The sequence below is a fragment of the Mycoplasma sp. 613B genome (assembly GCF_054343485.1).
In genome coordinates, this window is the sequence record NZ_JBTGVH010000002.1 from 1 (window position 1) to 24,157 (window position 24,157).

Here is a 24,157-nt window from a genome sequence, read left to right on the forward strand (position 1 = left end):
ATTATCTTTTTTCTGTATATTTTCTTTATTTTCGTGACAAGAAACGAGAAAAGTTAGTGTTGAAATTGTTGTAAGTACTGGTAATAATAATTTAATTTTTCTCATTTTTATATACCTTAACTATTATCTTTTTCTAATTCATGAAATTCAAAAGCGAGCGGATAATCTCAATCACGATCATATTTATCTTGATTTTTCTCATTAGTTAAATTTTCTTCAATTAAATCTTTAAGATTATTTGTTTTAGGAAATTTTATGTGAACAGTTTTTACTTCTTCAGTTAATCTACTTCTTGTTTCTACCAATAAAGAAAACAATACTATCTTTTTAGAGAAATAATTTTTTAATTTTTCTTCTATTGCTTCATCATTATCTAAATCAGTTGTTTTAATCATAGATTGAATTAATGATTTTTTTATTACATAAAACGCATTATTAGTTTCAAAATTATTTAAAAAATCAAAATCGAAAAATAGAAGAGAAGTATGGGTTTTCTTTAAATTTTTAAAATTAAAAGCAACACGTAAATCATTCATAAAAAATTTAAATTGTTTATAATTACTTATTGCTATAAATTGACGCAAATGGTTTAAATCAAAGTCAAAAATATGTTTTTTGTCTTCTTGACTAAATGGAGATAAACTAAAATCATATTTGAAATTTTCTTTTTTAAAAGGATTTTCAAAGAAAAAAGAAGTTAAATGATTTTTGTATACTACTCAGTCTCCGTACTCCGATAAAAAATATTTTTTGTATTTAACTTGATTTCATTCTTTGAATAATTCATCAGGATTATGATATTTATTGTGAGCAGGTTTTTCGAAAATAAATTTAAATTCATTATCTTTTTTCTGTATATTTTCTTTATTTTCGTGACAAGAAATAAAAGAAAATAAAGATAAACCACCAATGACAACAGGGATTAATAATTTAATTTTTTTCATTTTATTCTACTAAATGACTTATAGCAACTTCATCATCTAATTGTGAGATGGATGAATTTTGTTTATAAAGATAATATCTATATTTTCCTGATTTACTTATTTTGATATTTAAAATTTCTTTATTAGATTTAACTGATGTAGTTTCTTTAACTTTTTCTCATTCTTTTGTTTGGCTATTTCAATATTCTAAAACAATATTGAAATCTGTTACAACATTATTATTTTTAAACTCTTCTTCAAAGTAATTTTTATCTTTTTTACCAATATATATATTTTCAGGAATTTCTTTTTCAAAACCATTAAATAATCATGCTGAACTAATTTTTAGTATTGAATTATCTTTTAATTCTAATTCTTTTACAGTTTCATCTAATTTCCCTTTTTCTCTATCTCCTTTTATTGTAAATTCTCTTAAACTATCTACTGCCTCTTTTGCTTTTTTATAGTTTAAAATTCCTGCTCCAAAATCTTGATTATAACCTGTTCCATTAATTAAATTTTTACTAAATTCATTAAATAAATCAGATGAAACACCTATTAAAGAAAATATTGATACTGGTTTATTTCTAACTTTTGGAAAATTTCTATATAACTTAGAAATTACTCCTGTTACTAGTGGAGCAGCAAAACTTGTACCTTGCTCATCTTTAGAATTTTCAATAAATTTAAAATCATAATTTGTTCCTGGAGCAGCTACTGTAATATTTGGATAATCTTGTGAAAAATAGTAAGAGTTACTAGAGTTAACTGAAAAAGAAGTAGATTTTTTTGTTTCTGTGTCAAGTGCTGCAACTTTTATTGTATTTAAACCTAATTTCATTCCGTGAAAATTGTTGTTTATGTAATCATCTTTATGATTTCCTGCAGAAAATACAAAAATAATTTTATATTTTTTAGTAAATAAATCTAAAAAATATGCAATGTTATCATAAGAAGTTCTTAAAGTAATTGGGGAATATGGATTAGAAGAACCATAACCAAAACTTCCGTTTATTACTTGAATTCCTTTTGAAACTGAAGTTTTTAAGAGTTTTTCTAAATTATACATATTATTGAAAGTAAAAGTATATTTAGAACTATTAATTCTCCTGGTTGAAAGTAACAAATCATAAATTTTTGCAAAAGGATCGACTCCTTCTTTAGAAGAAATTAAACTAGCTACTTCTTCCTTATGATCCATTTGTTCTTCTATTGGAGTTTTAGTTTCAGAAACCAAATTATTAAATTTAAATAAATTATTATCTTTTCTTAAATTAATATTTTCAAGAACTCCTACTTTTGTTCTATAAACCCCTTCTGGTTCATTAGTTTTTTTGTCAATTTTTACTTTTGTTTCATCATAGTCATCATTAATTAAATCTAATTGTTTTCTAAAATGTGTTTTGTAGTCTGAAGTAGATAAATAATATCAACTTTCTTCTTTCTTTTTGGGTTCTTCTTTTTTAGTTGAAGTAGAACTGGATGATGAACTTGAAGAATAGGAATTTTTGTGTTGTCTATAAGTTCAATCATTGCTACTATAAGGATTATAGTTGCTAGAACTTGTACTTGCTTTTCCTGTATCTTGATCATATAATAGACATTTTCCCAAATCATCTGGTTTGTCAATACAATACTTAGTAATTAATCTTTCAGCTACATCTTTAAAAGATAAAGTTGCTACTATTTGTTCTTTAGAATAGTTAGCAAATTCTTTTTTATTGTCTAAAAATTCTGCAAATTTATTTACATTTTCCAAATCTACTTCTATGCTTATCATAGGAAGAATTTCAGAATAATAAGAATATTTAACAATATTTTTATCTTTAAGTTCGCTTAAAAGTAAATCTAAAACTTTTTTATTTTCTTTTGAATATTTTTCAATTTTGAGATTATTATCTAAATTATCATCTACAAAAACGTTTGTATATAATCTAAACACTTCTCTTCTTGGTAGAGATTCAACAAAATCACTTACCATTTTATCTTCTTTTGTTGGATTTTCTGAAAAACTTTCAGTTGAATAATTTTTTAATTTACTTAAAAATTCATAAATATTTAATTTTTTGTTTTCTTTATTATTTTTTTGTTGTGAATCATTAAGATTCATACTTACGCCTAAAACAAATGGACTTAATAAACCAGTTATTGGCATAAGAGTAAATAAAAATTTATTTTTCTTTTTCATAATTTTCTCCTTTATTTTATTTAAAAAGGTTGCAAAAAATCCTAAACTTAATTAGGATTTTCTTTTTAGTTTATTATTTAATTAAATAGATAAATTTATTTTAAAGTCCTAAAAAAGTAAAAATGAAAATACTGGTTAATTTTAATAATTAACTTGTTTATATTACGAATGATAATATTTTTAGTTATTTTCATTTTTCCTCCTGCAACCATAATTTCATTATAATACTTTTTTGCAAAATCTTCAAAATAAAATCAAAAAATATGCTATATTATGCTAATAATATTTTTTGATGTATTTTTTGTTAAAACTAACTTTTATTAAAAGATTTTTTTTGTTAAATAAAAAGCCTTTTATTTAATGATATCTTATTATTTTGGTTTTTAGAATTTTGTGTTGAAATTTATTTATTTCTTGTTTAAAAAATAAATTTTAGTATTATTTTGATATGAGATTAAGAAATATACCAAATGCAACAGAATTACTTTTAGAAAGCGAATATTTAATAACTGAATTTCCTTTTAAAGTGAATTCTAACACTGTACTTGAAATGGGTATGGGAAAAGGTGAAATGTTAGTTCAACTTGCTCAAAATAATCCTAATATTATGTATATAGGGATTGAAAAATATCCTACAGTTGCTTTAAAATCTATGAAAAAAGCAAAGAAATTAAATTTAAAAAATTTTAAAATAATTAATAAAGATATTGCAGAATTACCCAATTTATTAGAAGGAAAGGTAGATTTAATTTGACTAACTTTTTCAGATCCTTGACCTAAAAAAAGACACTATAAAAGAAGACTTACTTATAAAGATTTTTTAAATATTTATCAAAATTTATTATCTCCAAATGGTTTATTAAAATTTAAAACTGATAATGATGGTTTATTTGAATATAGTATTGAATCTATACAGGAATTTGGGGCAAATATTATAAATCTAACAAGGGATTTTCATAATAGTGACCTTTCTAAAAATAATATTATGACGGGTTATGAAAAAAAATGATCAGATAAAGGCAAAAATATAAATTATTTGGAAGTTAAATTTAATAAATAATTATGTATATAAATAATAAGAATTATCTTTTTTGAAATTATTTTACTAACTTAAAACTTTCAAAAGAAATATATTTATTTCCTTTTTTTGGTTCTTATGTTTTTATGTGATTATTTAAAAACATAGTCTTTTTGAATCTAAATGATAGTGATTTAGAAATTGATATAAAAAGAAAAATTTATTTTATTCTGTTTTTTCCTTTGTTTATAAGTTTCGTGTTTTTATTTGTATTTTTGATGTGCTCTGTATTTTTACTTCAAGAGTGAAATAATAATCCAGAAACAAGTTTCTATTTAAAATTTTTAGTTGCTACTAGCGGAATTATTATTTATATTTTACTTCATCCTTTATGAGTATTTCTTGCTTTTAAAGAATGTAAAAAATATTCTCATAAAGAGTACAATACAAAAGGAAAAATAGATTATAGTTTATTTCAAATAAAGGATCAAAAAGAGTTAATTTCCTTTGTATTTAGAAAAAACCATATAGATGATTTTTCTTGTTTAAAGCATTTTCAATTTATGATTAAAAATGAAACAAATAATAAAATAAAATTAACTGAAAAACAAAATATAAATATATCTAATAATTTAGTTGAAAATATAATTTTTAACTGATATAAAAAGCATTTTTACAAATTTAAATTAATGTTCTTACTAGTTTATATAAAAAATATAATTAAAAATCAAGAGCAAAATGATCTAAATAATAATGCTTTATATAAATACATAAATAAAGAGATTTTCTTTTTAATTGGTTTAAAATTGCTATTTTTTACAGCTTGAATTAGTTCTTTAATTTTAATTATTTTTCTATCAAATATTTTTGTCTTTTTCATTTTCTTATTCTGTTCAATACTTTCTTATTTAGTAATTTTAAAACCTTTTTTCGGTTTTATATTTAGAATAAAATTGTTGAAAAAACTTCAAGCATAAACATTTAACAAGATGTTTGTGCTTTTTTAATAAAAAAAGATAAAAATTTAAAAAAAAGTTTAAAATATATTTATTATAAGAATAGGAGAAAAATGATTAAATTTATAGAAAAATTAACAAATTCTAACTTTTCACTTGAAGCTGTATTCAAAGGTGAAAAGTTTGATTCAAATGTTATTGAAAAAAAATTCGCTTTAACTGAATTTATTACAGAGAAAAAAGCTGTAATGTTTTTAGGAGATAAATCAGAGTTTAAATTAAGTGATTTAGATACTTTATTAGATAAACTTGTTTCATTATCAAGAGTTTATGAAGTCAAACTTGAAAGTTTTGTAAATGAAGAAGTTTCATTAACAACACTTGCAACAAGATTACTAGAAAAATATGAATTTGTAAATGCAAATATTTACAACGTAAAAACAAACAAAAAAGAAGAAAAACATGATTTATATGTTTTAGTAAGTAATCTAAGTTCTTTAGATGCTGAACTTAAAAAAACAAAAGTGTTAGTTGAATCAGTAAATTTTGCAAGAAATTTACAAGCAACACCTCCAAACATTTGTAACTCAGAATGATTAGCAGAAAAAGTAAAAGAACAAGTTTCACAATTTAAAAATTTAAAAGTTACTGTTTTAAATAAAAAAGAAATTGAAAAACTTGGAATGGGTCTTTTATTATCTGTTAATAAAGGTTCTATGTATGAACCAAGATTAGTTGCTATTGAATACAACGGAAATCCTGATTCAGAAGAAAAAGTTGCATTTGTTGGAAAAGGTATTACTTTTGACTCTGGTGGATACAACATTAAAACCGGAAGAAGTATGCTTGGAATGAAATACGACATGTCAGGAGCTGCAATAGTAGCTTCAGCATTAAATGCAATTGCACAATTGAATCCTAAAGCAAACGTTGCTGCAGTATTAGCAATTACTGACAACAGAGTAAATGGTGATGCTAATTTACCAGATGCTGTTTGAACTTCAATGAATGGAAAAACAGTGGAAATCAATAACACAGATGCTGAAGGAAGATTAGTTCTTGCTGATGGAATGACATATGCTATTAGAAACTTAAAAGCAACTGCGGTTATTACAGTAGCTACATTAACAGGTGCTATTTTAGTAGCTCTTGGACATACATTCACAGGAACATTCTCAACTTGTGATTGCTTATGAAATAAATTAGATGAAGCTTCAAGACAACAAAATGAATTAATTTGAAGAATGCCTTTACACGATGATTTTGCTAAATTTATTAAAGGTTCAACAGTAGCAGATTTAAAAAATACTGACTTAACTGGAAATGGTGGTTCTATTTCTGCTGCTATGTTCTTGAAAGAATTTGCAGAAGGAAAATATTTTGCTCATTTAGACATTGCTGGAACAGCAGAAACAGGTGAAAAACCTATGGGTGTAATGGTTAAAACATTAGTTCAATATGCATTAAACAAAAAATAATAAAGATAAATTACAAACACAAACAAATCTGTTTGTGTTTTTTTACTAAATTTTTTATTTTTCCTTTATTAATCATAAAAAATATATAAATATTCAATATAAAAATGCACCAAAAAGTATATATTATTTGGTGCAAAAATGTAAGATTGTGATATAATAATTTTGTATAAATTCACCAAAAAGTTTATGTTATTTAGTGCAAAATAAAGAAATAAAGGAAAAATATGATAAGTAAACAAATAGAAGAAATAATGTATAAAAATAGGGGACAAATATTTACTGTTTCTGATTTTCTAAATTTAGCTTCTGTAAATACAATAAAATCTGCTTTGTTACGATTAAAAAACAAAGGTAAAATTCAACACTTAATGAGAGGTTTTTTTGTTTATCCAAATTATATAAGACTATTAGATGAATATTCTTTGCCTTCTCCTATAGAACTGGCAGAAAAAATTGCAAAAAAGTATGATTTTATTTTAACTCCTACAGGAAATACTGCATTGAATATGACGGGTATTTCAACTCAAGTACCAAATGTTTGTTTATTTTTAACAAATTGAAACTATAAAAAATACAAATATAAAAATTGAGATATTGTTTTCAAAAAAACAAGCAATAATTTAATTAATGGTTTTAATTTATATCAAAATTTAGTTATACAAAGTATAAAAACACTAGGACCTAATATAAGTGAAGAAAATATAGAAATATTAAAAAATTTTAAAAACAAGAATAAAGTACACTTTACAGATAAAATTAAAAAATTACCAAATTGGATTTTTAATATTATTCAAAAAATTTAAGGACTACTATGAAACATTTAGAACAAATTGAAAAAATAATTAACAAATATAATGGATTAATTAGTGCAAAAATTTTAAAAGATAATAATATTCCTACTTGATACCTTTATTATTTATACAAAAAAAATAAATTAGAAAAACACAAAATAAAAGGTTTTTACGTGCATTGTGATTATTTTAACTTAGACGAAGAATTTACTTTCCAATCCAAACACAAAAATGTTATTGTTAGTCATTTAAACGCTTTATATTACTGAAATTTAACAGACCATCATATTTGACTTAATCATTTTACCACTTCAAACAAAAGTATTAAATCCGAATACAAAATTTACAATGTAAATAAAAAACTCTTAAATTTAGGTGTTGTTACAATAAAAAATCAGTGAGGATTACCTATAAAAATTTATAATATGGAAAGAACTTTAATAGATATTTATAAAGACAGAAAAAATATGATTAAGGAAATATATTTAAAAGCATGAAAAACTTATCTATTAGAACCTATCCATCCTACTAACATAAAACGATTATTATATTATGCTAAAAAATTCAAAGTTCAATATGAAATTAAAGCAATATTAAATTATTTAGGTGTTTGAGAGAAAATGAGAGAATTAGCGAATTTAAAATAAAAACAAGGAAGTAAATATGAGTAATAAATTAATAAAAAATTATAGTGATTCTGTAAAAAATAAAGTGAAACATATCAATAATAAATATAAATTACCTCCAAATACAGCATTAAACACCTTTTTTATGTTAGAGTTTTTAAAATTAGTAGCAGAATCTAAATATAATAAAGAATTTGTAGTTAAAGGAGGGATGCTATTACTAAACAAATTAGGGTTAGATAAGAGATGAACTAAAGATATTGATTTTTTAAGTTTAAATAATGATATAAATTTAATCGAAAGCAAAATCAAAGAAATAATAAGAACAAATTCACAAATTAAATTCCAAGTGTTACCAAAAACAGAAAATATTAGAGAACAAGAATTATATGGTGGCATTAGAATATACCTTAAAGCATCTTTAAATAAAATAGAAACATTTTTTCATATTGATATTACAATTAAAGACGTTATTTATCCAAAAATTGTTAATAATGTTTATAATACATTAGAAAAACAACCTTTTAAATTACAAGAATTTCCTTTAGAAACTGTTTTTGCTGAAAAATTACACTCTTTATATGAATTAGGAGTTAATACATCTAGGTTTAAAGATTTCTTTGATTTTAATTTTTTAATAAATAATGTAGAAATAAATAGTTTAAAGCAAGTAATTAATTTAGTTTTTAACCATCGTCAAACCGTTTTTAATATAAATACTATGATTAATACAATTCTTAAAGTTAAAAATTCAAATAATATACAAAAATTATGAGATATTTATAAAATTAATATTAAAAGTGATTTAAAATTAGAAGAAATATTAAATAAATTACAAGAATTATTACAAAGGATTTTCAATGAATAATAGTAAAGAATTAGAGTTTATAAAAAAATATAAATATTATCGTAATAAAAAACAATTAGATAGTAGTGAATTTAGTAATTATTTATATGAGTTTTTTAAAAATAATACTTTAGATTTGTTTGAATTAGAAATTATATTAAAAAATCAAGTAAAAATATTTTTAGAAATACAAGATTTATGTGGATTCACATCAGTTAGAATATAAATAAATTTTTATTCAGGTAGTTTAGGAAGTGTAATAAATTTTTGTTTTTTTACTAAATTCTTTATTTTCCTGTGTTTCGCAGTTAAAAATTAAATATTAACCTATTTTACCTTGTTTAAATTCAGCATCTATTATTTATTATGATTGTATTTTACGGGATTATAATAGTTAGTCGCTTTAGCAAGTTAAATTTATCTATATGATTTTGAATGTTTCAAGTAGTAATGATAGGTTTATATTATTTATGAGATTGAACGTTAATTAGAAGAAAAGAAAATTCACTATATAATAACTTATATTCACAATACGCACCTATTATTTCTAATTATTTAACTCAAACTTACACCACAACAATTAATAACACCGATAATAGTGATAACAGTTCAAAAATAATTAATATTGATATGAGTCAAAACTATTTATCCCGAGGTTCTAACCAAAATAAATTAATTAATAATCAAGGAACTAAAAAAATTGAAAGTAAAAACAATGATGTTTCGTTAGATAAAATAGATGATTTATTAGAAGATAAAAATTTAAATAGATTAGTAGAAGATAAAAGAATAAATAGATTAGTAGAAAATAACGCAGTAAGTCCAAAAGAGATAGAAAACCAAAAATTAAGTTATTTTAATGAAGACAGTGATATATTTTAGATAATTGCTGTGATTAAGATTTATTTAGATGCCTGGCATCTATTTTTTTTAGTAATTTTAAAGATGCACAAAAACATAGTTAAAATCGACAGAAATTCTTCGGTGTAAATTTACATTATCGTTGATTATATCGAATTTCTAGCTGTTACAGAGTATATTTTAATTGAAGCATAGCGTCAGTAGGTTTAAATATTATAATTTATATGCTATTTTTTTTGGTATAATAATAGTATAAAGGACCCACACGTTTTGAATAGAACATAATTAGACACTATTTCGATGGTGTTTTTTATTTTTTACAACAGTAAATGTAATAAATTATTATAAAAGCACCACTAATAGAATAAATAGATAAAATTTGTGCGATAAATAATAAAAATTAGTATAAAAGAGTGCAATACATTGTAATCAACTCAAACGCACATATTTTAGGTATTATTACAGTATTAATTTAGAGAAAATATTTAGTTGCGAGTATTTTGTTATATTGGTTTAACTAAAAAAATAGTATAAAAAAAACACCATAGAGTAATATTACCTGTTGCTTAAATCTAATAATTACTTAAAAGCAACAAAAAGTATATATTAAATGGTGTTATAAAATATTGTATGTTTCAGTTTTTTTTATTTAATAATTCTAACGCAACAAATTTAATAATTAGTTACAATAAACGCACAGATAGGTTTTAGTATCGATTGTGGTGCTAATTTTATAATGTTTATCTATTGTAATTTACTGATAAAATACCTATAAATACTAATATTATAAATTCCAAAATAACTATTAATATAAAACACCCCCTGTAACGCTTATATTTTGCGTATTTTAAACGGTTTTGCTTTGGGAGTGTAAATACCAGAAAAAATTTCTGTTGAAAATAACGGTGTTTTTGTGAATGCGTAGCATTGTGTTTTTGTGAGTTTTAATTTTTTTAACAATTCATAATATTTTAAGATTATAAGATAATAGGTTTTAGTGGTAGTATTTTCTATTATCTCCTAATTAAAGTAATAAAAAAAACAACTATTTTCCAAGTTGCCTTCTGTTTTCAAAATAATCTAATCAATAAAATAATTCCTCTGTAATTTTATCTTGAAATGGTTTTAATTTTTCTTTTAGTGTTTCATCTGATATATTATTCATTAATTCATCTATTTCGGCTGAAATGTTACTTCATATGTTAGTTACTTCTGTCTTACAATAAAATAATTCCCCAAATTTATCTCTGTCAATCATTAATTCTATTGTATGTAACTCATCTTCTACTGGTTTAATTACTCTATAATCAACTCCTTTGGGGGAATCATAATCACTTAATAATTTCATTATGTTATCCATATGTTTTTGATTAAAGTCTTCAAAATTATAAGGTATTACTTTCTTTTCTTTTAATCATTTAACTATTTCACTATAAATACCTGATTTAAATCTTTCACAATCATTTTCATTTCCATTTTTATATCATCTTAATATCATTGTTTGTCTCCTTTTTAATTAATTTTTTTTGATTTATTATTTGTTTATGTTATTTTTTAGGTTTATCTTTAAAATTATCTTTTACTCATTGTTTTAAATCATAATTGTTTTTTGTTTTTTTATTTATCTCTAATGATTGTTTTGTTTTTTCTTTGCTTAATGAGTTGTTTAAATAATTTATCCCTAAATCATAGTTTGGTTTTTTATCAGTATTGTTTTTAACTACTTTTTTTGGTTTAGTTGTTTTTAGTGATTTATTTTTATCTTCATCTAATTTAATTTTATCAGTTTTAGTAGTTTTAACTTTTTTACTATCGCTATTATTAATTTTATTGTCTATTTTAGTTTTATCTATTTTATCATCTTTAATTTTGCTTGTATTATTAGATTTTTTACTATTTTTTTGGTTTTTTAATTTTATCATCTAATTCTGATTTTTCTTTAATATTTTTATCTACAACTATTTCGATATTGTTATTAGATATATTATTGTTTTGTTCTGATTTATTATCTATATTTTCAACAGTAACATCTTCTAATTTTTTAATATTGTTTGTAGTATTTATAGAATTTTCTTCTGTTGTATTGTCTAAATCAATTATTCAATCTGGTTTATTGTTCTCTATATTATCTACTTCTGGTTTATTATCTTTTGTTGTATTGTCTAAATCAATTATTCAATCTGCTTTATTTTCTTCTGCTTTATTTTCTTCTGGTTTATTTTCTTCTGGTTTATTTTCTTCTGGTTTATTTTGTTGTCTTGTTTTAGATATGTTTTCAAAGTTAATAATTAATCTTCCAAATTTATCGTCGTTAGATTTATCTGTTTTTTCAGTAATATTTATATTATTTTTAACGTTTTTATTAACATCTTTGGTTTTTATTTCGTCTTTAACTTTTTTGGTTTCATTTTCATTTAGTTCAGTATTTTTATTATTATCTTCAATTTTTTCTTCTTGTTTAGTTCCTTTTGCTACATCTTGTGGTTTTTCTTCAACTTTATTAGGTTCTGATTTGATTGTATTATCGGTATTGTTATTAATGTTATTATTATCTTTTTCAGTATTTACTTTATCAATATTATCATTAATTTTTTCTACTTTATTAGTATCTGATACATTATCGTTAGGTGTTGAATTGGTTGCTTTATTAATGTCGTTTGTAATAGTATTATTATCTGTGTTATTGTTGTTTGTAATAGTGTTGATTACATTATTATTACTGATATGTTCTTTATTAACAGTTTCTTTAATACTTTCTTTGTTATTTGTAACGGTTTCTTTAATTTTTTCAGATTTAATTTCTTTAATATCGGTTTTAGATTCTTTAATATCGGTTTTAGATTCTTTAATGATTGTTTCTTTTTGAATGGTATTAATTGGTGTATTATTACCCTCTTTTGTTGTTTCTGTAAATTTAGCAGGTAAGGCATTTAGTTTATCAATTAATGGTTTATTATCTGTTTTTAGATTATTTAATTGTAATTGGTTATTTGTTAATAATTTTTCATCTGTATTTTTAGTAACTATCCCTTTATCAAACTGTTCTTTAAATCTATCGTAGATACCTTTGTTAGTATTTTGAAAATCATTATACTTTTCTCTAACTTTTGCTTTAATATTATCGCTGGATAGTTTTTGTGATGCCTGTTGAAATATTTTATTAGTCTTAGCTTGTCTTTTTTCAGAGTATTTTTGTGATGTTACATACTCACCTTTACCTTGACGAACTTGTTTCTTTTTAATAGCAGTTTCTCAATTAGTTAATTTTTTATTAGATAATAGTTTTTTACCGATTTTTGACTGTCCAAAAGCACTATCTCTTATTTTCTCTGAATATTTTGAAACAACATTTGCTTTTTTCTCTAAATATTTCTGTCCAACCCCGGTTCCTAAAAATTTACCTTTTGCGTTTTTACCAAGAAATGCTCCAACACCACCGACTTTGGCAGCAAGTTTAACAGCACCACCAATAGCTTCTTTAATTTTTTCAAATGGTTGAGGTAATTCAGCATAAAATTCTACATCTCATCTAGCAGCTAAGTCATTACCCCATTTATTATATACTTCAATTGAAATTCCAAAAAATACTATTCCAATTAAAAATACAAATAAATTATTAATAGAAGAAGCAAAGTTTTGTCTAAATAGAAATTGAATTGCTGAATCTTTAAATAATACAAATATTAATTGAAATAAAATAAACACTGTAAGATATCCAACGTTAAATACTAAATTTTTTCAGTTAATTCATCATTGTTCAATATTTTCATAAACTGTATCTTTACGGGGATTATATGCTATTGATTCTACTATAATTGAAAAACTCTTAAATAATAGTAATATTGTATTAGTACCAAATGTAATTATATAATCAAACGCCCAAGTAAATAATGCTTTTAAAATTACAACTACAAATACAAATACAAACAATATTACTGAGTTTCCCAGTTGAAAATCAAATATTAACCGATTTTGCCTTGTTTTAGGTATTTTCGGTTTTTTTATTTCTATTTTTACTTGTTAACTTTTATATAATTTTTAAACTCTTCATAAATTTTTCAAGCGTAATTGGAAAATTCTCCTTCTTTTTTAGTTTTTAAGAGAATTTCATTTGTATTAGAATCTCTTTCAACAATAAAGTGAGACAAAAAACTTAATATTAGGTTAAGTTTTTCTGTCTATATTTATTACTTTCTCCTAAATATAATCTTATTGTTTTGCTGCTGCTAATGCTCTTAAGTCAGTTAATGTAGCAGCTATCATATTTATTCCTGCTAAATCAATTACTCCACCAGTTACAAAGTTTAGGATTGCCAGTGGTATTTCACTAGTCCCTGTTAAAATCCCTGGTTGTGATAAGAAAACTTTTACTAATCCTAAGAAAAATATATGTGGAAATGATATAACAATTCGTTCTTTTAATACAGATGGTATAGATACAACTGCATTTTTGTCTTTTGATACTTTAATAAGTTCACTAATTAAGAAGTATAACGCATATACAAAGTTAGCAAGCGCAACACTTATTACTAAAATTGATACTATACTACTTACTATTGTAACAGCGGTAATATTATGAGTCACACTAGCAATAGTAGCTCCGGTTAATAATGTTTTAGGTGCTACTCCTGAACCACTAATAATTTGTGTGTATGAATATGATAAAAATATACTTAATAGTGCTGCTATTGGCATTAAAATTTTTGCTTTTGCTCAGTATAATTGTGGTAGTGTTTTAATTTGGTTTTCTTCTTTGTATTTTATTATTGATTTATATAAATGTAATCCCATTATAACTGCAATACTTAAATATAATAATATAGCAAATATATCAAATACAAAACTAGTAAGTGGTACTGCTTTTGCTGGGAATTTTGCAAATTCTTTTAATTTCATTGTTCTCCTTTTTTTATTATTTATTTATTACAAAAAATAAACAACAAAATAAATATTGTATTCAAAATTTACTTTCTTGTTTATGTTTAAGTATTTTTCTTTTTACTAGATTTTAGAATCTTTTCTTATAATTTCTAATGCTGTTTCTTTTAAATTTGGAGAAACAACTAGAGTATTAGTGTTTTTTGATTTGATTAAATCGGATAATTTATCAATGGCTTTTCAAACTAATACTTCTTCTGAAATATTTGCAGATTTTATAATTTCAATATAGTCTCTTTCTGCTTCTGCTAATCTTTTTAATCTGTAATATTCATCTTCTGTTTCAAGTTTTTTAATTTTACTTTTTTCTTCTGCTGTGTTAATTTCTTTTAATGCTTTAACATCATCTTCGTCTAAATTAATATCATTATTTAAATTAACTATTTCTAAACCTGTATTAGATATAATTGATTCAATTTCTTTTAATAAATTAGATTTTAGTTGATTGTTTATACCTGATAATTCTTCTCAATTTTTGCTTCTTATAAAATCTGAAATAGAGTTTTTAACACCAATTTCTAATTTTTTCTTATGAGCTTCTTTTTGTCTATAAAATAATTCTGGTTCTAAAACCTTTCACATTAATACTAATTCAATATTTAATCTTTTGTTATCTTTGGTAAACAATTTGTTAATATCAAATCTCATTGGAGTTTCGTCTAAACCAAAAGTTGCTTTGCTTGCTCCTTCGTTTTCAAATAAAGAAGTTTTAATTTGTTCATCTTCTTCTCAGTAATATGTTCCAGGAGTTTTTAAAAATTGGGTAATGATTTTTGTATTTTTGTTTTCAATAACAGTAAACTCGTTTTCAGCAAGATCGATTCTTCTTTTTTGTCTTTCTCTTTCTTGTCTTTCTTTTTCTTCTAAAAGCATTTTAGCTATTAAATTATCGATTTCTGTACTGAAAGTCTCTAAATCCTTAATTGTATTATTTTCAACTTGCATAGAATTAAGTTTTGCTAAATTATTTTCTTTATCAGGAGATTTTAGAGTTTCTATTTTAGTTCTTAATTCTGATTTTTTTCTTTCAAAAGCTGCTTTTTTTCTTTGTGCTTCTTTTTCTTTCTTTTTCTTTAAAAAGAATCAAACACCAGCACCTATTACGATAACTGCAGCAATAACAGATATAATTATATATATCATTTTTTAAACATCCTTTCTTAATTTTTTATTTTTTTAACTTTAGTCACATAAAAGATTCCATGCTTTTCTCTTTGAATATTAACCATAGTACCCGCTTCAAGAAAACCTTGTCCTTGTGCTGCAAGGACTTTCTTTTCTTGCCCGCTAATTTTTATGCTTCCATATTTTGGATTTGGATTACTATTCTCTTCATCAGCATCTTGTAAAAGTATAAATTCTCCTGCTTGATAGTAAGGATTGTGATTTTTAAGTGCCAATTCAAAAGCTGATGAATTTGAAAATATTAATACTTTTTCTGAATTTGTATATGCTTCTTTTTCATATTCTTTTATTTTTAATTTAATAATTTCATTTCAACAAGTTTCAATTGTTTTTTCTGAAATTTCAACCAAAGAATAGTCTTTTAATTTATCTAGTATCTTGGTTTTATAAATTTTAAAATCCAAAATTTCAGCTTGTTCTAAAGATTTGCTTCTTTTAACATTTTCTTTTGCATTATTGAAGAATTCAATTGCAATTTTTTCAACAATTTTTCTAATTAGATATTTTTTAAATATTACTTCTTTTTCATTAAAAGCAACATAGATTATATTTTCTAAAGAAAATGGATTGAATGTATAATTTTTAAATTTAGCATCAAAATTTAATCATTCATCTAAAGATTTGTCTTTTAATGTTGGATTTTTAAAACATTCTAATACAGATTCATTTCCTGCTAATTTATAAATTTCTTCTAAGGTATTGACATCGGAATTATAAAAATATTTTGGTTCAGATTTAGATTCTGATTTTACAGTAATAGGATGAACTAAATTTGAAATAGTTTGATATTGTTTATAATCATATTCATAGGAAAGAGAAAATTCATTAATTTTATTTGTTTTCTTATTTTTATAACCTTCTAAATGTCATTTTCAAGTTCACTCTTCACTCATATCAACTTCATCTAATTTTCCTGATGTTAAAACATTTTCTCAACTTTCTTCAAAATATGTATAACCTTTCAATAAATAAAATAATTTAGAAATAATTGATTTTTTATTATTCATAAAACCTCCTTTCATAAAGCATTATACAAAAAAAAAAAAAACAAAGATTTTGGTAAAAAAGTCCATTTTTCTTTGTTTTTAGACTAAATTTAAAGAAAAAAAGAGTTGTATTTTTCTTGTAAATATACAAAATTTTTTAATTATTTAATATAAATAAAAAATAAATTTAAGAAATAAATATTTTCAAAAAGATTAATTATAAATCAAAATATATTAATAAAATTTTTAATTTATTAAAACAAAATAAGTAGATAATATTAGTAATTAAAATTAGAAGTACTTAATTTTGAAATCAACTCAATTTTTTTTCTTTTAATTCAAAATAGTTGAATCCTATATGATTTTCAAAATTCTTATTTTATATTAATAAAAAACTTAATAAATAATATAGGTAACTACAAAATTAAAGTTTGAATAACAAATCAAAAAAAATTAAATTAAGCTATTTAGTAAAAATTCCTAATACCAAAGAATATTAAATTATTTATATACAAATAAAAATAATATATTGAAATTTATTACAAGACTTACAAGCACCATTTTACAACTATGTAGAAAAGAAGAAGTATAAAGAATAAAAACTAGACTAAATCATTTAAAAACAATTTTACATTAACTTCAATTTTTATAACTACAACTCAAATATTTTAATTTAATAAAAATAAAAAAATCTCTCTTTAAAATCAGAGAGAAAATTATTAATTGAAATTTTTATTTCTTTAATTTTGAGGAAACTCAAAACAAAAATAAGAAAGATTCTTGTTAAAAAGAATAAACTTTATACGAAATATTATGTTACTATTTTGTTTACTTTTTATTAACTATTTTTTCCAAATATATGGGAAAAACAGGCATATTTGAAAAATATAACTCAATTTTTGCAAAATCCTATTTTTCTTAAATTTTTGGGGGGTAAAAATTGGTTCATTTTGCCAAAAAGTTTATTTTTCATTAAAATTTTACCATTTTTTTAACTTTTTGCCAAAAAAAATTATTTTTTTTTATTTTTGGAAAAATGTTGTATCATTTTAGTGTAAAAAAATACATTAAGAGTCACTGAGTTTAAGGGAACTTTGAAGTGAGCCAACCTGCAATGCAAGGTGGAAACCCTTGGGATATTAAATATCTGTCATGTATAGAAATCTTTAATGTTCCAAAAATTCTCTTTTGTAAATTAGAGAATTTTATTTTTTAAAAAAACAAATAACAAGGAGAAAAATGTATAAAAAATTATTTACAAGTGAAAGTGTAGGAAAAGGACATCCAGATAAAATATGTGATCAAATTAGTGATGGAGTATTAGATGCTATTCTAAAGAAAGATCCAGATGCAAGAGTTGCATGTGAAGTTATGGCTTCTAATAGATTAATTATCATAGGAGGAGAAATAACAACTAAGACTTATGTAGACGTTGTTAAAGTAGCTTGAAATACAGTTAAGAAATTAGGATATAATGAAAGTGACTTTACAATTGTTTCTAACGTTAATAGTCAAAGTCCAGATATCAACCAAGGAGTTGACAAAAAAGATGGAGAAATAGGAGCAGGTGATCAAGGTATTATGTTTGGTTATGCAACCGATGAAACACCTGAATTTATGCCTTTAGCAATTACACTTGCTCATGCATTAGTAAAAAGAGCAGAAGAGTTAAGAGTAAGTCATAAATTTAAATGAGCAAAGTCTGATATGAAAAGTCAAGTAACTATTGATTATACAGATGAAAAAAATATTAGAATTGATACTATACTTATGTCAATTCAACATGATGCTAATTATGACGAAAATGCCTTTAAATCCTTTATAAAAGAAGAGATTATGCTATTTATTTCTAATAAGTATAATTTAAATAATGACTATAAAATCTTAATAAATCCTACAGGTAAATTTACAATAGGTGGTCCTATTGGCGATGCTGGATTAACAGGGAGAAAAATAATAGTTGATACCTACGGTGGTGCTGCAAAACATGGAGGTGGAGCCTTTAGTGGAAAAGATTATACAAAAGTAGACAGAAGTGCTGCCTACGCAGCAAGATGAGTGGCTAAAAATTTAGTTGCCGCAAAAGTAGCAAAAAAAATTGAAATTCAATTATCTTATGCCATCGGTATAAGCAAACCAATTTCCATTAATGTTAATACTTTCAACACATCTAATTATAGTGATGAATTTATCTTAGAAATCATTGATAAAACATTTAATTTAACACCAGCAGGAATTATTAATGATTTAAATCTTAAACAACCTATTTATCAACAAACTGCTTCATTTGGACACTTTGGAAGAAATGATTTAGATTTACCTTGAGAAAGATTAAATAAGGTAAATGAAATAGAAAATATACTTAAAAAGAGATAGATGAAAAAATACCTTACTTTTGAAGAGCAGTTAGACAGATTAATAAATACAAAAAAAATGAAAATTTTTCCTAAGGAAAGACATGATACACTAAAAAATTTAAAAAATAATAATTACATCAATTACTTTACTCCTTTTAAAATGGTTTTTGCTAAAATCAAAAAAGATGAGTTATTAGATTGAAAATATATATTAGGAAAGTGAAAGGAAAAAAATAAATTTTTCAACTTTTTTCAATTCTTTTATGAAAAGGATAAAATAAATAATGAACATATTTATGAAAAATGATTTACATATGATAAATTAAAAAAGTATAATGAAAATAATAAAAAATTTTCTGAATTCTTCTTAAACATTGTGTTAGAAATAGAAAGAAGAATAAAAACTATTCTTGCAAACAATATTGGTAAATGGATGTTGAATACAGGATTTTCAGGAAAAGAATGAATTGTTTTTTTAGAAAAAACTTTTATTAACAATTCTAAAGAAGATATTAAGAGTTTTAATAAATTTAAGGAAAAAGTTTTAAATAAATCTAATTATATTTGAATCAATATAGAAGAATTTACTATAGGAAATTTAAAATTTCTCTTAGAAAAAATATTAAATAAAAAAAATAAATTTTTAGATGAACAAAAAAAGAAGGAATTAGTTAGAGAACTTATTAATATAACAGAAGAAGTGGATGAATTTTTAAGTATATTAAGTTTCATTTCTAAATTAAGAAATTTTTTAGCCCACTCTAAAAACATTCAATATTTTTTTATATTAGAAATAAATGAAATTATTCAAGGAAAATTAAAAGAAAAAAAGAATTTTAAGTTGATTATTAGTAAGGAAATAAAATTTCTATATAGGATAGATGAAAATTTTTTTCCAGCATTACCATATATTTTTGATTTATTGATTATTGAAGAAAAAAAGAGAATTAATGAAGATATGGTTAAAAATAAATTTAAAAAAGTACATGAAATTTATAAGTCTATTATTTAATTTAAAAACTCACTTTAAAAGTGAGTTTTCTTTGTTCCCCATACCAAGCCTAAAAAACGGACATAAATAAGGGATCCGCCAATTAGCGACCGTTCTTTCAATAAATAAATTCTACCATATTATTTTTTATTTTTTTTTATTTTTTTTATTTTTTTTTATTAAAACAAAAATAAAATGTTACCCCATTCCCAATATAAAATGTGACTTTTTGTTTATGTGGTTAAATTCATATAAAAAGAAATACAACTATAATGACACATTAGAATTTAAAAGAAAAGGAATTTTAAAAGTTATTTCTTCAAATAAAAAAAATATTAGCTAATAAAAACATTATAATTTAATTATGAAATCAGAATCACAAACTAAAAAATCAAATCAAAAAAAATAAAGCAGTTGGAAAAAAAAGACAACCAATGTCCCTGGAAAAAGAAAAATAAAATCTCCGATTTAAAATGGGAGATTTTTCTTTTAAAAAATTAGTTATCACAATGTTTTGTGGATTTTACTTTGAAATTTTAGTTAAACCATTCATATAAGGAACTAAAACTTTTGGAATATCAATTGTTCCATCTTCATTTTGATATTGCTCTAAAATAGCAGCAAAAACTCTATCAATAGCTATACCAGAACCATTTATAGTATTTGCATACTCTGTTTTATTATCTTCATTTTTATATCTAATTAATGCTCTTCTTGCTTGAAAATCACCAAAGAATGAAATTGATGAAACTTCTCTAAATCTTTGTTCTGAAGGAAGTCATAATTCTAAATCAAATGTTTGTTTAGAAGAAAAACCTAAATCTCCTGTGCTTAATGCTACTGTTCTATATGGAATTTCTAGTTTTTCTAAAATATTAGCAGCATCTTTTACAGTTTGGTGAAATTCATTCATTTTGTCTTTATCATTAACTATTTTAACTAATTCTACTTTGTGAAATTCGTGAGATCTAATTAATCCTTTAGTATCTCTTCCACCACTTCCTGATTCAGATCTATAACATTTTGTATAACCAACGTATTTTTTAGCAACATTTAAATCTAAAATTTCATCATTATGATAATTGGTTAAAGTTACTTCTGCTGTAGGAATCATTCACATATCATTATTTTCAATTTTATATAAATCTTCAGCAAACTTTGGAAGTTGTCCTGTTCCATAAAGCATTTTGCTTAAAACCATTGTAGGAGTAACCATTTCTGTATAACCATTTTTTACGTGTTCATCTAACATAAATGAAACTAATGCTCTTACTAATCTTGCTCCTTCATTTTTAAAAATAGCAAATCTAGAACCAGACATTTTAACTGCTCTTGCAAAATCTAAAATGTCTAAATCTAAACCAATTTCATAGTGTGGTTTTAATGTTTTTACAAGTCCTCTACCAATTTTGTCTTTAACTTCAACTACTACATTATCATTTTCATCTAAACCTACAGGAACTGAATCTAAAGGTAAATTAGGAATATTTAGTAATATATTTTCAATTTTAGAGTTAATTTCGTTGCTTTGCTCACTTAATGAATCAATTTGAATTTTAAGTTCACTTACTTCCTTTTTGATTTGGTCAGTATTTTCTTTATTTCTTACCATTTGACCAATTTTTGCAGATTTTTCATTTCTTTGACTTTCTAAAAATTGAAGTTTTGACATAACTTCACTTCTTTTTTCTCCAAGTTTAAAAATTTCTTCTACTAAAGAAATATCAAAATTTCTTGTTTTAAGTTTATTAATAACTTCTTCTTTATTATTTAATATAAATTTAATATTTAACATAAATAAAATTATAATACAAAAACTAAAAATATATCTTATTAGTTAAAATTGAATTGATATTTTTTAATAGTAGTTTATAATTTCCATATGAAAGAATTTGAAGTCAAAGTAGAAAGAAAGATTTTTGAAAACAATACTAAAAATTTCTTTATTTTTTTAGTAAAAACTAAAGAAAAACAAATAATTAGTCTAACTTCAAAAATTAATTTAGAATTAAAAAAATCTTATTTAATTACTGCTTTAGAAAAAAACCATCCAAAATATCAAAATAGTTGAGAATTAAAAAAATGTGAATTAATTATTGAAACCAACGAAAAAGAAATAGTAAAATACTTTTCTTCTTCACTTTTTCCAGGAATAGGTCAAAAAATGGCTCAAAGTATTTATAACACTTGGGGTGATAAATCCATATCTATTTTGAAAAATGATCCTAATCTCATTTATTCTATTCCTAAATTAATTCCCGAAAGAAAAGCAAAAATTATTTTTGACAAAATTTCTGCCAATTCTTTAAAACAAGAAATAGAGATTTTCTTTTTTTCAAACGGATTAGAAAATTTATATTCTAAATTAGATAAAAAATACAGACTTCTAGAATTTTGAAAATACTTAAAAGAGCAACCTTTTTGTATTTTAGATACAGTTGATGAATATGTTTTTGCTGATGTAGATAAAATGGCTTTAGCTTTAGGTATAAAACCAGAAAGTAAAATTAGAAAAAAATACATAATTTTAAATGAGTTTTTATCTTATTTAAAAGATAATGAAAATACTTTTTTAGAACCAGAAGAAATAAAACATGTATATAAAAATGCAAATAAAAAAATTTTTATGAGTATTGAAGAATTTAAAGAATATGTAAAGATTTTAATGGATCAAAAATTTTTATTTTTTGTCAAAGATAAAAAAAATATTACTCACTTTATAATGTATGAACAAGAGCAATTTATTGCAAAAACTATTAATGAAATTAAAAAGAAAGAATATAAATTTAAATATAAAAAATCTATTATTGGTAAGTATTTAGACGATATACAAAAAAATTCTGTTATTTCTGCTTTTGAAAATAATTTAACTATTATAACAGGTGGTCCAGGGACTGGTAAAACAGAAATTCTAAAATTCATTTATAAAGGATTTAGCGATGTTTTTGGAGAAAAAAACGTCGCAGTTCTCACTCCAACAGGTAGAGCCTCTTTTCATATTTTGCAAAAAGCATCCATCCCTTCTAGAACAATTCATTCATTTTTAGAAGTCTCATGAGAAAACGAAAATATTGAATATAATTTAGAATTAACAAAAGAAATTAATGCTTTAATTATCGATGAATTTTCTATGGTGAATACTGATTTATTCTATAAACTCTTAAAATCTTTGGATTTAAATAAAATCAAAAAGATAGTTTTAATTGGAGACAAAGATCAATTACCTTCCATTGGTTATGGAAATTTATTAAATGACTTTATTAACAGTGATAAATTTATTACTAATAAATTAATAAATAATTATCGTCAAAAAGACAAACAAGAAATATTAGAAATTGCAGCGTCAGTAAATAATGGCCAAATACCTGTATTTAAAAATAATTATGTAAAATTTTATGAAAGTAATGCAAAGTCTTTTCTAGAAATTTTCAATAAGCAAATTGACTTATTTTTATCAAAATTTTCAATAAATGATTTTATTGTAATTGCTCCAAAATATGCAGGAAATGCAGGAATTAATAATATTAATAAAATAATTCAAAGCAAAATTTTTGATGAAAAAAATAATACTTTTTTTGAAATAGACGGCATTAAGTACTTTGTTAACGACAAAGTTATGCAAACAGAAAATGATTCCAGTCAAAATTTAGTAAACGGGGAAATCGGTTATATAGAAAATATTCTGTTTTATAAAGAAAAAGTGGAATTTATAATAATTAAATTTAATGATAAACTAATTAAATTTACAGAGCAAAAATTCAGAAATTCTATAGTTTTATCTTATTGTGTTTCTGTACATAAATTTCAAGGTTCTGAAACATCTGCTCTTATATATTTAATTTTTAAAGAATATAATATATTTTTAAATAAAAAAATCTTTTATACAGGAATTACAAGAGCAAAGGATGAATTAATAATTATTGGAGAAAAAGATGCTATTGAAATAGCTGTATCAACAGAAGAGAGAGAAAGAAAAACAAATATCAATTATTTTTTAGAACAAAATGACTAA

General features: G+C 22.8%; 20 protein-coding genes. 11 read left to right on the top strand and 9 right to left on the bottom strand.

All coding sequences use genetic code 4. The features are described from left to right. Window positions 1-116: 116 nt before the first annotated feature. Window positions 117-944, bottom strand: a complete 828-nt coding sequence (locus tag ACXX87_RS00340) for a hypothetical protein (RefSeq protein WP_458573057.1) — start codon at window positions 942-944, stop codon at window positions 117-119. 1 nt (window position 945) lies between these two features. Further along, window positions 946-3,111, bottom strand: coding sequence for a S8 family serine peptidase (locus tag ACXX87_RS00345; RefSeq protein WP_458573058.1), 2,166 nt, complete (start codon window positions 3,109-3,111; stop codon window positions 946-948). A gap of 448 nt (window positions 3,112-3,559) precedes the next feature. Here ACXX87_RS00345 and trmB point away from each other — a divergent pair, with 448 nt between their 5' ends. The 8 genes from trmB (at window position 3,560) to ACXX87_RS00385 (ending at window position 9,709) form a co-directional block, all read left to right on the top strand. Then, a complete protein-coding gene (gene trmB, locus ACXX87_RS00350) occupies window positions 3,560-4,171 on the top strand; it encodes a tRNA (guanosine(46)-N7)-methyltransferase TrmB (protein WP_436358852.1) in 612 nt (203 codons plus the stop codon). 104 nt (window positions 4,172-4,275) lie between these two features. Then, window positions 4,276-5,106 carry a hypothetical protein gene (locus ACXX87_RS00355; protein ID WP_458573059.1) on the top strand — a complete coding sequence of 277 codons (831 nt, stop codon included), beginning with the start codon at window positions 4,276-4,278 and terminating at the stop codon, window positions 5,104-5,106. A 92-nt stretch (window positions 5,107-5,198) separates the two neighbouring features. Then, window positions 5,199-6,563 carry a M17 family metallopeptidase gene (locus ACXX87_RS00360; protein ID WP_458573060.1) on the top strand — a complete coding sequence of 455 codons (1,365 nt, stop codon included), beginning with the start codon at window positions 5,199-5,201 and terminating at the stop codon, window positions 6,561-6,563. A gap of 224 nt (window positions 6,564-6,787) precedes the next feature. Beyond that, entirely contained in the window at window positions 6,788-7,366 is a 579-nt protein-coding gene (locus ACXX87_RS00365; protein WP_458573061.1) for a DUF6088 family protein, read from the top strand. 8 nt (window positions 7,367-7,374) lie between these two features. Then, on the top strand, window positions 7,375-8,001 hold the full coding sequence (locus ACXX87_RS00370) for a type IV toxin-antitoxin system AbiEi family antitoxin domain-containing protein (protein ID WP_458573062.1): 627 nt from the start codon (window positions 7,375-7,377) through the stop codon (window positions 7,999-8,001). 16 nt (window positions 8,002-8,017) lie between these two features. Beyond that, window positions 8,018-8,848 carry a nucleotidyl transferase AbiEii/AbiGii toxin family protein gene (locus tag ACXX87_RS00375; protein ID WP_458557380.1) on the top strand — a complete coding sequence of 277 codons (831 nt, stop codon included), beginning with the start codon at window positions 8,018-8,020 and terminating at the stop codon, window positions 8,846-8,848. Then, entirely contained in the window at window positions 8,841-9,053 is a 213-nt protein-coding gene (locus ACXX87_RS00380; RefSeq protein ID WP_458559645.1) for a hypothetical protein, read from the top strand. Before ACXX87_RS00375 ends, ACXX87_RS00380 begins: the two co-directional genes overlap by 8 nt. Before the next feature lie 209 nt (window positions 9,054-9,262). Beyond that, window positions 9,263-9,709 (top strand): hypothetical protein, encoded by a 447-nt coding sequence (locus tag ACXX87_RS00385; RefSeq protein ID WP_458573063.1) that lies wholly within the window; start codon window positions 9,263-9,265, stop codon window positions 9,707-9,709. A 1,024-nt stretch (window positions 9,710-10,733) separates the two neighbouring features. Here ACXX87_RS00385 and ACXX87_RS00390 read toward each other — a convergent pair. The 6 genes from ACXX87_RS00390 to ACXX87_RS00415 form a co-directional block, all read right to left on the bottom strand. Beyond that, window positions 10,734-11,186: a hypothetical protein gene (locus ACXX87_RS00390; protein WP_458573064.1), complete on the bottom strand. Its 453-nt coding sequence runs from the start codon at window positions 11,184-11,186 to the stop codon at window positions 10,734-10,736. 49 nt (window positions 11,187-11,235) lie between these two features. Further along, window positions 11,236-11,610 (bottom strand): hypothetical protein, encoded by a 375-nt coding sequence (locus tag ACXX87_RS00395; RefSeq protein WP_458573065.1) that lies wholly within the window; start codon window positions 11,608-11,610, stop codon window positions 11,236-11,238. Further along, window positions 11,582-13,618, bottom strand: a complete 2,037-nt coding sequence (locus ACXX87_RS00400) for a hypothetical protein (RefSeq protein ID WP_458573066.1) — start codon at window positions 13,616-13,618, stop codon at window positions 11,582-11,584. Before ACXX87_RS00400 ends, ACXX87_RS00395 begins: the two co-directional genes overlap by 29 nt. A 279-nt stretch (window positions 13,619-13,897) precedes the next feature. Beyond that, window positions 13,898-14,584, bottom strand: coding sequence for a hypothetical protein (locus ACXX87_RS00405; RefSeq protein ID WP_458560377.1), 687 nt, complete (start codon window positions 14,582-14,584; stop codon window positions 13,898-13,900). 105 nt (window positions 14,585-14,689) lie between these two features. Continuing rightward, window positions 14,690-15,769: an SPFH domain-containing protein gene (locus tag ACXX87_RS00410; protein ID WP_458560378.1), complete on the bottom strand. Its 1,080-nt coding sequence runs from the start codon at window positions 15,767-15,769 to the stop codon at window positions 14,690-14,692. A gap of 17 nt (window positions 15,770-15,786) precedes the next feature. After that, window positions 15,787-16,818, bottom strand: a complete 1,032-nt coding sequence (locus ACXX87_RS00415) for a hypothetical protein (protein ID WP_436358658.1) — start codon at window positions 16,816-16,818, stop codon at window positions 15,787-15,789. Window positions 16,819-18,036: 1,218 nt separating this feature from the next. Between ACXX87_RS00415 and metK the strand changes: the two genes are divergently transcribed. Both metK and ACXX87_RS00425 read left to right on the top strand, forming a co-directional pair. Beyond that, window positions 18,037-19,173 (top strand): methionine adenosyltransferase, encoded by a 1,137-nt coding sequence (metK, locus tag ACXX87_RS00420; protein WP_458573067.1) that lies wholly within the window; start codon window positions 18,037-18,039, stop codon window positions 19,171-19,173. After that, window positions 19,174-20,166, top strand: coding sequence for a TM1812 family CRISPR-associated protein (locus ACXX87_RS00425; protein WP_458573068.1), 993 nt, complete (start codon window positions 19,174-19,176; stop codon window positions 20,164-20,166). Window positions 20,167-20,668: 502 nt separating this feature from the next. Here the strand turns inward: ACXX87_RS00425 and serS are convergent. Beyond that, window positions 20,669-21,940, bottom strand: coding sequence for a serine--tRNA ligase (serS, locus tag ACXX87_RS00430; RefSeq protein WP_458573069.1), 1,272 nt, complete (start codon window positions 21,938-21,940; stop codon window positions 20,669-20,671). Window positions 21,941-22,027: 87 nt separating this feature from the next. Here serS and ACXX87_RS00435 point away from each other — a divergent pair, with 87 nt between their 5' ends. After that, entirely contained in the window at window positions 22,028-24,157 is a 2,130-nt protein-coding gene (locus ACXX87_RS00435) for an AAA family ATPase (RefSeq protein WP_458573070.1), read from the top strand.